Annotated in this window: 10 protein-coding genes; 2 read left to right on the forward strand and 8 right to left on the reverse strand. The window is 66.5% G+C overall.

Going from position 1 to position 12,224, the window contains the following annotated elements:
- Nucleotides 1-4 precede the first annotated feature (4 nt).
- The 3 genes from GV044_RS00690 to GV044_RS00700 form a co-directional block, all read right to left on the reverse strand.
- Nucleotides 5-1,318 carry an MFS transporter gene (locus GV044_RS00690; RefSeq protein ID WP_159864034.1) on the reverse strand — a complete coding sequence of 438 codons (1,314 nt, stop codon included), beginning with the start codon at nt 1,316-1,318 and terminating at the stop codon, nt 5-7.
- Nucleotides 1,308-1,721 (reverse strand): EthD domain-containing protein, encoded by a 414-nt coding sequence (locus GV044_RS00695; protein ID WP_159864037.1) that lies wholly within the window; start codon nt 1,719-1,721, stop codon nt 1,308-1,310. Before GV044_RS00695 ends, GV044_RS00690 begins: the two co-directional genes overlap by 11 nt.
- 89 nt (nt 1,722-1,810) lie before the next feature.
- Entirely contained in the window at nt 1,811-3,409 is a 1,599-nt protein-coding gene (locus GV044_RS00700; protein WP_159864040.1) for a gluconolaconase, read from the reverse strand.
- Between the two features lie 294 nt (nt 3,410-3,703).
- Here GV044_RS00700 and GV044_RS00705 point away from each other — a divergent pair, with 294 nt between their 5' ends.
- Nucleotides 3,704-4,609: an SDR family NAD(P)-dependent oxidoreductase gene (locus GV044_RS00705; RefSeq protein ID WP_159864044.1), complete on the forward strand. Its 906-nt coding sequence runs from the start codon at nt 3,704-3,706 to the stop codon at nt 4,607-4,609.
- Nucleotides 4,610-4,716: 107 nt separating this feature from the next.
- Nucleotides 4,717-6,549 (forward strand): NAD(P)/FAD-dependent oxidoreductase, encoded by a 1,833-nt coding sequence (locus tag GV044_RS00710; protein ID WP_159864047.1) that lies wholly within the window; start codon nt 4,717-4,719, stop codon nt 6,547-6,549.
- A gap of 169 nt (nt 6,550-6,718) precedes the next feature.
- Here the strand turns inward: GV044_RS00710 and GV044_RS00715 are convergent, their stop codons facing one another.
- From GV044_RS00715 to GV044_RS00735, 5 genes are all read right to left on the reverse strand, one after another.
- Nucleotides 6,719-7,897, reverse strand: a complete 1,179-nt coding sequence (locus GV044_RS00715; protein WP_159864051.1) for an NAD(P)/FAD-dependent oxidoreductase — start codon at nt 7,895-7,897, stop codon at nt 6,719-6,721.
- A gap of 46 nt (nt 7,898-7,943) precedes the next feature.
- Nucleotides 7,944-8,711 (reverse strand): enoyl-CoA hydratase/isomerase family protein, encoded by a 768-nt coding sequence (locus tag GV044_RS00720; protein ID WP_159864054.1) that lies wholly within the window; start codon nt 8,709-8,711, stop codon nt 7,944-7,946.
- 2 nt (nt 8,712-8,713) lie between these two features.
- Entirely contained in the window at nt 8,714-9,976 is a 1,263-nt protein-coding gene (locus GV044_RS00725) for an acetyl-CoA hydrolase/transferase family protein (RefSeq protein WP_159864057.1), read from the reverse strand.
- Nucleotides 9,973-10,857 carry a CoA ester lyase gene (locus GV044_RS00730; RefSeq protein WP_159864086.1) on the reverse strand — a complete coding sequence of 295 codons (885 nt, stop codon included), beginning with the start codon at nt 10,855-10,857 and terminating at the stop codon, nt 9,973-9,975. The genes GV044_RS00725 and GV044_RS00730 overlap by 4 nt, the downstream gene beginning before the upstream one ends.
- A 130-nt stretch (nt 10,858-10,987) precedes the next feature.
- Complete coding sequence (locus tag GV044_RS00735; RefSeq protein ID WP_159864091.1) at nt 10,988-12,154, reverse strand: acyl-CoA dehydrogenase family protein; 1,167 nt, start codon at nt 12,152-12,154, stop codon at nt 10,988-10,990.
- Nucleotides 12,155-12,224 lie beyond the last annotated feature (70 nt).

Below are 12,224 nucleotides of genomic sequence, written 5' to 3' on the forward strand. Positions count from 1 at the left end.
CGGGTCAAACGCGGGGTGCGCTCCACTCCCGCGCCTTCCACGGCAAGCTGGCGATCGCCACGCTGCTCGCGGCCATGCACCCCAGCACGCCCCACAGAAACAGGGCATAGCTGCCGGTGTGGTCGAACACCGACGACGCGGCGAGCGGGCCGGCGGCGGTGCCGATCGACAGCGCCGCCAGCAGCCCGCCATAGAGCCCGCCGAAGTTCTTCAAGCCGAAGTGGCGGCTCAGGAGGTAGACGACCACGTCGATCTCGGCGCCCAGCGTCAGGCCGACCAGCGTAGCGGCAAGACCAAGCGCAAAGTACGAACTCGCTGCCAGCAGCAGGATCAGGCACGAGCCGACCGGAAGCACGAAGACCACCGCTCCGACCAGCGAGGCTGGAAACCGGTCGAGCAGCGCGCCCGTCGTAAGCCGGCCGACCAGCGAGAACACGCCGATCAGCGAGGCCAGCCCTGCTGCCGCCACCGGATCGGCACCGCGATCGGTTAGGATCGGCACAAAATGCACCACCAGCGCCAGGATGGTAAAGGTGAACAGCAGGCAAGCCACGAACAGCCGCGCGTAGATCGTCGAGAACACGCCCTCGCGCAACGTGGCTCCCGGCAGGTCGCGCGGTTTCGGCTTCTCCCCGGCCACCTTGCGCGCGCCCTTCTCGCGGTCGAACGCACTGCGGAAGAACACGAAGATGATGGGAAACGCGAGCAGCAGCCACAGTCCGCCCTGCGCCGCCAGTGCCAGGCGCCAGCCGAGCCGCCCGATCAGATAGCTGCCCATCAAGGGGAACACCGTCGCCGCGATCGAAGCGCCGCACAGCGTCACCGCAAAGGCCATGCCGCGCGACACAGTGAAGCGCGAGGCGACCGCGCTGGTCCAGATCGTCGCCTGCACCGGCAGCACGCAGAGCGACAGCAGGCCCCAAAGCAGATACCAGTTGAGATCGCTGCCTGTCGCCGTGCCGATCAACCCGAAGGTCGCCGGCACCAGGACGATGCCGAGCAATGCAAAGCCGCGCGGGCCGAACCGGTCGACCGCAAGACCGATCAGGATGCCGAAGAAGGCTTGGACGATCGTAGCCAGGCTGATCCCCGCCGTCGCCATCGCGCGCGACCAGCCAAACGCCTGTGAGACCGGCACCACATAGGGTCCGAAGCCGTAGATGTGGATGACGCTGGTGGCATAGCCGAACGCCGCCGCGATCGGCAGCATGGGGTAGGCGCGCCACTCGGCGCCACCTGTGATCGGCTCTGCCTGGACCAGCGCGTCGTTCGCAGGGACAGCTCCGACGCCGACGGCGTCGGCCGCCTCAACCCTCATAACGGACTTCGACCTGCGTCTGCTCGCCATTGGGTCCCATCGGCGAATCGTACTCGATGCAGGTTGCGACTGGATTGGCGTGGCTGGCAAACAGCTTCGCCTCGTCGGCCTTGGTCATCGGCATGCGCTCGGGATCGCTGATGATCCGCTGCGAGTTCTCGAAGTCCTCGCGGCTGTTCCACCAAATTTCCATGATGCAGTCGTAACCCGAATCGTGGATCTCGCCGGTAATCGGATTGCGCTCGGGCTGCAGGTAGCGGCGCACGTAGCGCACCGCATTGGGGATCGCCGGCTTGGCTCCGGACTTCTTGGCCAGCTGCGAGTGCTGGTTCTCGTAGTAGTCCATGAACTCGTCCATGGTCATGTTCGGGTTCTTGCGGAAAAAGCAGATCTGCTTGAGCATGGGTGTCCTCTCCCCTTGAAGGCGGCGCACAATGGCGCGCTGCCTCGATCCCTCTTTCGCCATTCCGCCGACGCGGAAATGACGAGGTGTTATTCAGATCTGCGCAAGGCCAGTACGCTGCCTTCCGCGTCAGCCGAGACGTAGACGGTGCCGTCCGACGCCGCGGCGATGCCAACGAAGGTGTTCATCGGGCCGCACATGTCGCCCACACCGCCCAGCTGCACCGTCGGGGCGCCGCCCGGTCCGCCGATCGGCAAGTCGGAGGCAAGCGTCTCGCGCGCGCCGCCCGACAGGTCGCAAGCGACCACGGCATTGGCGCCCGGATCGGCGATGTAGAGCGTGCCCGCGCCGATCGAGAGACCTTCCGGCCGGCCGAGCCCGTCGATCACCGTCTCCTTGCGGCCGCCACTCAGCTTGACCACGCGCCCCGCGCCGCTCTCGGCCACGAACACGGTGCCGTCCTCAGCCACGGCCACGCCCATCGGGCGGTCCAGCCCGGAGGCGAGTTCTGTCACTTCGCTGCCCTGCACTTCCAGCACGCGCCCGGTCGGCAGCTCGGCGAAGACCACGCGCCCGCCCTTGCCGACATCGATGCCCATCAGGCGGTCGTACCCGCTGGCAAGCACTTGCGTCGCCTGACCCGCCGGATCCCACAGCGCGACCTCGCCGTTGGCCGTGGTGACCGCCCACTCGTCGATCCCGGCGGAGGCGACATCGCGGATCCAACCGGGATAACCGGGCGAGAACAGCATGCCGGCGAGCTGCAGATGGTCGCCGGGTGCCAGCAGGTAGGTGAAGCCGCCGTCCGCCACTAGCAGATGGCCGTTGTTGCCGAAGGCCAGGCCCAGCGGCCATTCCAGCCCGCCTTCGACCAGCGGTTTGGTCTTGCCCGGCTCCAGCACTTCGGTGATCGAGCCGTTGATGTGGCTGACGAAGATGCGCTTGCCGATGAAGGCCACGTTGTCCAAGCCCGGGCCGATGTCGGCCAGCACCGACTTGTCGCCGGTGCGCGGATCGATCTTAAGCACCTGTCCCGAGTAGACCTGGGTCGAGACGATGTAGCCGTCCGGATGGAACTTGACCGAGTCCGGCACGCCCAGGTCCTTGGTCACGACCTCTGGCTGGCCGCCGTCCAGGCCAATGCGCCAGATCTCGTTGGCGCCCTGCGCGGGGAAGTAGAGCTTGCCATCGGGGCCGACTTCGAAGGCGTTCACCAGCGGCACGCCTTCGTAGATCACGCGGTGGTCGCTGCCATTGCGATCAAGCTCCATGATCCGCCCGCCGACGCGCAGTTCGCCCGCGATCAGGCGACCCTGGTGGTAGGTGATCGGGTTGGCCACCGGCATGTCACCGTGCACCACGCGGTACTCGCCAGACGGCGTCATCATCGAGACGCGCCCTTCGGTGATCTCCGTGCAGTAGAGGTTGCCGGCTTCATCGAACGCGAGATCGTCGGGGCCGATGATGCCGCCGCTCGACGGGCTGACCGTCTCGATCACGCCGGTATCGACGTCGATCGCGCTGACCCGGCTGCCCGCAACTTGGGCCACCCAGATACGTCCGTCGGCATGGGTGCGGATGCCGTTGGCGCTCTGCAACCGGCTTGCAGGCGTCAGCCGATGGAGCATCCAGCCTTCCGCCGGGGTGGCCGCGATGCCGGACTCGTTCCTGCCACTGGGTTGCAGCATGTATACACCTCTCCTGCGGCTCGATGCCGAATCTTTGGTCGTGGTGGTATCGTGCATACCGGGTGCGCGCAACGCGGGCGCGGTGGAGCCAGCGGGAAACCGCACGGGCGGACTCGTCGTGCCGGGCTCGACCCGGACCGCCGCTGAGCACCCTGCGGGGTTGGTGAGGTCGGCCAAGAAGGTATCGCTGCACCGTCGTCCTGCCGATTGCCATGGCAAGCTTGCGCGCATATCCGTTTGCCGTTCGGATAAATGAGCGCGGCATGTATCCGCCGCGACATGTGGGGAAGAGCCATGGCTGAGAGAAACTTCGAAGGCCGCGTGGCCGTGATCACCGGCGCCGGTCGCGGGCTCGGCCGTGCTTATGCGCTGCTGCTCGGCTCGCTGGGCGCCAAGGTGGTGGTCAACGACCTGGGCGGCGCCCTTCGCGGCGACGGTCCCGACGAGAGCGTGGCCCAGAGCGTCGCCGACGAGATCGTCGCAGCCGGCGGCGAAGCGATCGCCAACACGGATTCGGTCGCAACGCCGGAGGGCGGGAAGGCGATCATCCAGGCCGCACTCGACACCTGGGGCCGCATCGACGCGCTGATCCACAACGCCGGCAACGTGCGCTATGGCACCATCCGCGACATCAGCTACGAGGACTTCCGCAGCGTCGTTGACGTGCACCTGATGGGCGCCTTCCACGTCGTGCAGGCCGCCTTCCCGCACATGCAGGACGCAGGGTACGGACGCATCGTGCTCACCTCCTCGATCGGCGGCGTCTACGGCAACAAGCGCGTGGTGAACTACGGCGTGTCGAAGTCGGGCATGATCGGCCTTGCCAACGTCGCCGCGCTTGAGGGTGAGGACTGCAACGTCAAGTGCAACGTCATCGTGCCCAGCGCCGTCACCCGCATGGCGGAGGGCATCGACATCTCGCAATATCCGCCGATGGAGCCTGAGTTGGTCGCGCCCACCGTCGCATGGCTGGCGCACGAGGATTGCAGCGTCTCGGGCGAGATGATCGCCGCCATCGCCGGGCGCGTCGCGCGCATGTTCATCGCCGAGACACCGGGTGTGTACCAGCCTTCCTGGACGCTGGACGAAGTGGCCGAAGCGGCTCCGCGGTTCCTCGATGCCGCGGAAACGCTGGACTTCGGGCTGCACGGGCACATCGATCACATCACCTACAGCTTCGGCATGGCGAGATCTGGTTGATCAACGCTAATGAACAACACTGTTGACAATTAGGCTTGCGAGTTTATCTCTCGCATCAAGGCCAGCAGCTCGTCGCGAGCGCTGCCAGGAAAAGAGTGGGATCGGACATGAACTGCCTGAAATCGATCGTACCCGCGCCCGAGGAAGTCGACATCCCGGCGCTCAAGGCGAAGTACGCGGCCGAGCGCGACAAGCGCATCCGCAAGGAAAAGGGCGGCCAGTATGCCGCGCCCGAGGATCACCTGGTCCACGACACGCGTGAGCATGATCCCTTCACCCCGGTGGTCCCGCGCGATGCCGTCGACGAAGAGATCGACGTCGCCATCCTCGGCGCGGGCTGGACCGGCATCCTTGCCGGCTTCCACCTGACTCAGGCCGGTGTCACCAACTTCCGTCATATCGAGCACGCCGGCGGTTTCGGCGGCACCTGGTACTGGAACCGCTACCCCGGCATCCAGTGCGACAACGACGCCTACTGCTACCTGCCGCTGCTGGAGGACATGGGCACTCTGCCGTCCAAGAAGTTCGCCGACGGCAAGGAGATCTACGACTACATCCAGACCATCGTCGACAAGTACGGCTTCCGCGACAAGGCGCTCCTCCACACCGAGATCACCGGTCTGGAGTGGCAGGAGGACGCCAAGCGCTGGCTGGTCTCCACCAACCGCGGCGACACCATCCGCGCGCGCAACGTCATCATGTGCGGCGGCACGCTGTCGACGCCCAAGTTCCCGTCGATGCCCGGCATCCACAAGTTCAAGGGCAAGATGTTCCACACCAGCCGGTGGGACTTCGACTACACCGGCGGCGAGTGGGGCAATCCCGTGCTCGACAAGCTAGCCGACAAGCGCGTCGCCATCCTGGGCACTGGCGCCACCTCGATCCAGGCGGTGCCGTACCTGGGCAAGTACGCCAAGCAGCTCTACGTGATCCAGCGCACGCCATCGAGCGTCGACGAGCGGCCCAACCCGCCGACCGATCCGGACTGGGCGAGCTCGCTCAAGCCCGGCTGGCAGTCCGAGCGCCAGGCCAACTTCCTGCGCGCTGCCAACGAGATCATCCCCCCGGGCGACCCGGACCTGATCTGCGACATCTGGACCGAGATCAATCGCAACCTCAACGCGGAACTCGAGGAAGCGGGTTGGCCGACGATCGACTTCAACGAGTTCATGCAGCGGCGCGAAGTCATGGACTTCCGTGTCATGGAACGCCTGCGCAAGCGCGTGGAGTCCATCGTCCAGGACCCGGAGACGGCCGAGGCGCTGAAGCCTTACTATCGCTTCATGTGCAAGCGGCCGCTGTCGAACAACGACTACTACGAGACCTTCAACCGTCCCAGCGTCAAGCTGATCGACGTTTCGAAGACCGCCGGCCTCGAAGCGATGAGCGAGAAAGGCTTCATCCACGAGGGTCAGGAGTACGAGATCGACTGCATGATCTTCGCCTCCGGCTTCGAGGTGACCGGCGACCTCAAGCGCCGTTGGGGCATCGAGACGATCGTCGGGCGCGAGGGCGTGTCGATCTACGACTACTGGTCGGACGGCCCGCTGACGCTGAACGGCACCATGGCGCACAACTTCCCGAACATGTTCTTCACCGGCTACATCCAGGGCGGCCTCAACGGCAACACCACCTTGCAGTTCGGCGAGCAGGGCCGCCACGCCGCCTGGATCATCCGCGAGGCGCTTGAAAAGGGCATCAAGGCGGTCGAGCCGACGCAGGAGGGCCAGGACGCCTACATCAAGGAGTTTCGCGAGAAGGAGCTCGACCTCTCGATGATCCTCAACGAGTGCACGCCGAGCTACTTCACCAACGAGGGCGACAAGGAAGCCAAGTGGTTCCTGTTCCGCGGCTGGGGCCCCGGCTGGGACGACTGGCAGCGCAAGATGGACGCCTGGCGCGCGGCCGGCGACATGCCCGGCATGCGGCTGGACGCTTGAGCACGCCATCCTCTCCCCGCCGGGGAGAGGATACGCAGGCTTGCCGGCTTGTCTGCCTAGCCGAAGTTGGAGAGGGCCGCGGTTTACGCGAGCCTCGCGGGCCCTCTCCAAGCTACGCTCGCTGCCATGCAGCAAACTCCCCTATCCTCTCCCCGCGGGGGAGAATAGGTCAAACCGCTTGCCCCGCTGCGACCCCGCTCGCCCAAGCCCACTGGAAGTTGTAGCCGCCTAGCCAGCCGGTGACGTCCACCGCCTCGCCGATGGCATAGAGGCCGGGCACCTTGGTTGCCTCCATTGTCTTGGACGAGAGCCCGCGCGTGTCGATGCCGCCCGCGGTCACCTCGGCCTTGGCAAAACCCTCGCTACCGTCGGGCAGGAAGCGCCAGTCCGCCAGCCGCCCCTCGGCCGCCGTCAGCGCCTTGTCGGACACGTTGCCGAGATCGCCAGCCACACCGACCCGCTCCGCCAGCGCCTCGGCCAGCCGGGAAGGCAATGCGTCCTCCAGCACGCGGCGCAGCGAGGCCTTGGGACGCGCCCGCTTGGCTGCGACCAACCATCCCGCATCTTCCTCAGGCGCAAAGTCGATACCGACCTCCTCGCCACGCTGCCAGTAACTGGACACCTGCAGGATCGCGGGCCCGGAAAGCCCACGATGCGTGAACAGCGCGGCCTCCGCAAAGCTCGTCTTGCCGACCTTCGCGGCGACCGGCGTGCTGACGCCCGATAGCTCGCGAAACAGCGCCTCCTCTGCAGGCAGCGTCAGCGGCACCAGCGCAGGCCGCGGCTGCACCACCTTGAGCCCGAACTGCCGCGCCAGGTCATAGGCGAACCCGGTCGCCCCCATCTTCGGGATCGACGGCCCGCCCGTCGCGATCACCAGCGAGGCCGCCGAGGCGTCGCCACCGGAGAATCCGACCGTGAACCGCCCCTCCCCATGCGAAACGGCCGAAACCGCCGCCTCGCACCGCACCTCGACCGCACCCATCGCACACTCGTCGAGCAGCATGGCGACGATCTGCCGCGCCGAACCGTCGCAGAACAGCTGCCCAAGCGTCTTCTCATGCCAGGCGATGCCATGCCGCTCGACAAGCGCCAGGAAGTCCTGTGCCGTATACCGGCTCAGCGCCGATCGCGCGAAGTGCGGGTTTGCCGACAAGTACCGATCGGGCGCGGTGTGCAAGTTGGTGAAGTTGCACCGTCCCCCACCCGATATCACGATCTTGCGCCCCACCTCCGGCGCATGATCGAGCACCAGCACCCGCCTGCCCCGCTGGCCGGCGATGGCCGCGCACATGAGGCCGGCAGCGCCAGCGCCGAGGATGATCGCGTCGTAAGTCTGCTGCGTCATCGGCGCGCTCTAGGCGCAAGGGATCTGTGCGTCGAGGTGGCCTCGCTTATCGCCCCTGCCACTCCGGCTTGCGCTTTTCGGCAAAGGCGCGGGGGCCTTCCTGGGCATCGTGCGAATTGTAGGTCAGCTCGTGCGCGACGCGCGCGGCCTGAAGCGCGGCGGAGCGGCCCATCTCGGTCGCGAGCATCACCGTCTCGCGCGCGGCCTTGACCGAGAGCGGCGCGCCTTCGAGCACTTCGTGCGCGAGCGCGATCGCAGCCTCCAACGCGCCGCCCGGTTCGGCAAGGCGGTTGACCAGGCCGATCTCGTAAGCACGCTGTGCGTCGATCGGCTTGCCGGTGAGCACGATCTCCATGAACACCCGCTGTGGAATCATGTGGATCAGCGGCGCCGCCCACGGACTGCCGCGGCCGACCTTGACCTCGGTGATCGCGAACTTTGCGTTCGTACTTGCGACGCACAAGTCGCAGGCCTGGGCGATCATCCAGCCGCCGGCGAAGGCATGGCCGTTCACCGCGGCAATCGTCGGCTTCGTCAGCTCGATCGAGTCGTAGGGCAGCGCGAACATGTCGCGCGGGGGGACGGTCATGCCGGTCTCGACCATCTCCTTGAGGTCACCCCCAGCGCAAAAGGCCTTGTCGCCAGCGCCGGTGAGAACGGCAATCCTGAGCTGCGGGTCGGCCTCGAACCGCTCCCAGGCGGTGCGCAAGCCTTCGCGCACATCGCGGCTGAGGGCGTTTCGGGTGTCCGGACGATTGATGGTAAGGACGGCGATGCCATCCTCGCGGGCGTCGAACAGGACGGCGTCAGTCATGGTCAGAAACCTCGCTTGGCGATGTCGAAGGCGGTGCGGTCCAGCTCTTCGCGAAAGTCCGGGTGGGCCACCGCGACGAGGCGGCGGCCGCGCTCGGCCAGCGATTGCCCCTTCAGCTCGGCGGCGCCGAATTCGGTGACCACCACGTCGACTTCGGTGCGCGCCGAAGTGACCGGGCCCGAGAGCTGGGGCACGATCTTGCTGATCGTCCCGCCCTTGGCGGTGGCGCTCAGCACCATCAACGAGGCGCCGCCGGGCGAACGGGCTCCGGCACGAACGAAGTCGACCTGGCCGCCGGTGCCGCCGAGGTACGAAGCGCCGGACTGCTCGGCATTGACCTGGCCGGTGAGATCGACCTCCAGTGCCGAGTTGATCGTGACCAGTCGTGAAAGCTGCCCGAGCACGCCGGCGTCGTGGGTGTAGCTGGTGGGCGTCATGCGGATCGCCGCATTGTTCGCCGCCCAGGTGAAGAGCCGCCGGGTTCCGATCAGCGCGCCGTTAATCGAGATTCCCCGGTCGATTTCCTTGCGCGCATTGGTGACGACGCCAGCCTCGACAAGGTCGACGAGGCCGTCGCCGAGCATGCCAGAGTGGATGCCCAGGTCCTTGCGATCGAGCAGCAGGCGCAGGATGGCATCGGGCACCGCGCCGATGCCCGTCTGGATGACCGAGCCGTCGCCGATGTACTCGGCGCAGAACTTGGCGATCGCCTCGTCGGTCGCCCCGATCTTGGCCACCGGAACCTCGACCGGCATGCGGCTGACTTCGACCGCGACATCGATGGCGCTGGCGGGGATAAGCTCCCCAGGCACATAGGGGACCTGATCGTTGACTTCGGCGATGACGACCCGGGCCTTGTCGACGGCAGCGCGCACGTAGTCGCTGATCAGGCCGCAGGAGTGGTTGCCCTGCGCATCGGCCGGGCTGACCTGGATCATCGCCACATCGCACAGCATCTGCCCCCACGCGATCAGCGGCGCGACCTGGCTGACGTGGACGGGAATGACGTCCAGCGCGTTAGCCTTGGTCATCGACCGCAGAGCACCGATAGCGCCCATGGAGGACAGGCGGAAAGCGCTCGCGGTCTCGGGCGTGAACAGGCCGGAGAAGCTGGTGGCAATGAAGGCGCCAAGGTCGCCGATCGCAGCACCCTGGGCGATCAGCGCCTCGACCAGGGTGGTAGGCTCACCGCAAGCCTGCCCGAAGACGATGCGGTCTCCCCGGCGGAGGACTTGCGAGAGGTCGAGCGCCTCCGCGGCAATCATAGCCGGCCTGCCTGGCGCAGCACCCGCTCCGCGCGGGCGAGGTAGGGCCGGTCCAGCATGCCGCCCTTCCAGCCGATCGCGCCGACGCCGGGGTTGGCGGCGAACACGTCGACGATCTCTTGCGCCTCGGCGATCTCCGCCTCGCTGGGGGTGAAGGCGGCGTTGATCACCGGCACCTGCGCCGGGTGGATCGCCATCATGCCGCGATAGCCGTCACGACGGACCTTCTCGGCACGCTGGCGCAGCGCGTCGAGATCCTTGAAGTCGGCACTGATCGTTTCGATCGCGGTCACGCCTGCGGTCGCGGCACCCATCACGCAGAAGCTGCGCGCGAGTTCATAGGTGAAAGAATACGAGCCGTCCGGATTGCGGTTCGAGGAAGCGCCGATCGAGTCCGCCAGGTCCTCCGCGCCCCAAGTCAGCGCCACCACGCGCGGCGCGCCCTTGTAATCGCCACAGTGGAACATGCCCTCGGCGGTCTCGGTGACGAGGACGATCACAGGGGTGGAACCCTGCTCGATGCCGTTCGCGACTTCAAAGGCGTCCAGGTACTTGTCCAAGGTTTCGACGTCCTGCCGGCCGTAAACCTTGGGAAGCATGATACCGCCGGGGTGTGCCGGCATCACCGCGGCGAGATCGGCCAGGGTGTGAGGGCCATCGAGCGGGTTGACGCGCACCCACAAGCGATGACGCTGCTCGGGATGGGCCTTGATGAAGTCATGCACCATCGGCCGTGCGGTGGCCTTGCTGTCAGGCGAGACCGCGTCCTCGAGGTCGATGAGGACGATGTCAGCCTCGCCCTCCATCGCCTTGGTCATCTTCTTCTCGCTGTCGCCCGGCGCGAAGAGCCAGGAGCGGGCGGTTGCGGGTTGGTGGTGCATGATGGATCCTCCTTTGAGCCCCTCCTCTTCAGGGTCGGGGTTGGTGGGAGCGTGCCGACGACCGAACGCCGCAGGAGGACGCGAGCCCCACCCCCAAGCCCCTCCCCTGAACGGGAGGGGAGCATGCTCGTCAATAGCTCTTCGGCAGGTCGAGTACGCGCTCGGCGATGTAATTCATGATCTGGTGCGGGCTGACCGGGGCGATGCGGGGGATCAGCACTTCGCGCAAGTAGCGCTCGACGTGGTACTCCTGCGCATAGCCCATTCCGCCCATGCTCATCACCGCAGTCTGGCACGCCTCGTAGCCGGCCTCGGCGGCAAGATACTTCGCTGTGTTCGCCTCGGCGCCGCAGTCGAGGCCCTGGTCGAACATCGTCGCGGCCTTGAACACCATCAGGCTGGCCGCCTCGACTTGCATCCAGGCTTTGGCGAGGGGGTGCTGGATGCCCTGGTTCTGGCCGATCGGCCGGCCGAATACCACGCGCTCGCGGGCATAGCGGCTCGCCTTCTGGAGCGCGACACGCCCAAGCCCCGTCGCCTCGGCGCCCAGCAGCACGCGCTCGGGGTTGAGCCCCTGCAGCAGGATCTTGAAGCCTTGCCCCTCGGCACCGATGCGGTCCTCCTCGGGGATGAACAAGTCGGAGATGAACAGCATGTTCGAGCCGACGGCATGCCGGCCCATCTTGGGGATCAGCCGATGCTCGATCTTGTCGCGATCGAGCTTGCAGTAGAAGAGCGTCAGGCCTTCTGTCTTGCGCTTGACCTCTTCGAGCGGAGTGGTGCGCGCGATCAGCAGCATGCGGTCGGCGACGTGTGCGTTGGTGATCCAGATCTTCTCGCCGCTGACCTTGTAGCCGCCCTCGACCTTCTCGGCGCGCGTCTTCAGGCTGGTCGTGTCGAGCCCGGTGTTGGGCTCGGTCACGGCGAAGCACATCTTCTCCTCGCCCGACAGGATCGGCGGAATCATCCGCTGCTGCTGCTCCTCGGTGCCGTTGAGGATCACCGGTTCCAACCCGAACACCGGACCATGGATCGCCGAGGCCGCGGTCATGCCGCCGCCGCTCTCGGCCACGGCCTGCATCATCACCGCTGCTTCGGTGATGCCGAGCCCCGCCCCGCCGACCGCCTCGGGCATGGCGACGCCAAGCCAGCCTGCTTCGGCCATCGACATGTGGAACTCGTAAGGAAATTCGCCGGAGCGATCCTTCTCCAGCCAGTACTCGTCGGTGAACTGGGCACAGTGCTTGAGCACCGCTTCGCGGATGTTCTGCTGGTCTTCGGTAAAAGCGAAATCCACGGGCGACCGTCCTTCTGCGCGAGGCGAACTCTTGCAGGCGCACCTAGCAAGCCACGCAGGCACACACAAC

It is taken from the genome of Novosphingobium sp. 9U, assembly GCF_902506425.1.
Lineage (GTDB): Bacteria > Pseudomonadota > Alphaproteobacteria > Sphingomonadales > Sphingomonadaceae > Novosphingobium.

Bases quoted from the DNA above. Each gene is read 5' to 3' on its own strand.
- GV044_RS00690 (WP_159864034.1), bottom strand. From the start codon at position 1,318: ATGAGGGTTGAGGCGGCCGACGCCGTCGGCGTCGGAGCTGTCCCTGCG.
- GV044_RS00695 (WP_159864037.1), bottom strand. From the start codon at position 1,721: ATGCTCAAGCAGATCTGCTTTTTCCGCAAGAACCCGAACATGACCATG.
- GV044_RS00710 (WP_159864047.1), top strand. From the start codon at position 4,717: ATGAACTGCCTGAAATCGATCGTACCCGCGCCCGAGGAAGTCGACATC.
- GV044_RS00700 (WP_159864040.1), bottom strand. From the start codon at position 3,409: ATGCTGCAACCCAGTGGCAGGAACGAGTCCGGCATCGCGGCCACCCCG.
- GV044_RS00720 (WP_159864054.1), bottom strand. From the start codon at position 8,711: ATGACTGACGCCGTCCTGTTCGACGCCCGCGAGGATGGCATCGCCGTC.
- GV044_RS00730 (WP_159864086.1), bottom strand. From the start codon at position 10,857: ATGCACCACCAACCCGCAACCGCCCGCTCCTGGCTCTTCGCGCCGGGC.
- GV044_RS00705 (WP_159864044.1), top strand. From the start codon at position 3,704: ATGGCTGAGAGAAACTTCGAAGGCCGCGTGGCCGTGATCACCGGCGCC.
- GV044_RS00715 (WP_159864051.1), bottom strand. From the start codon at position 7,897: ATGACGCAGCAGACTTACGACGCGATCATCCTCGGCGCTGGCGCTGCC.
- GV044_RS00725 (WP_159864057.1), bottom strand. From the start codon at position 9,976: ATGATTGCCGCGGAGGCGCTCGACCTCTCGCAAGTCCTCCGCCGGGGA.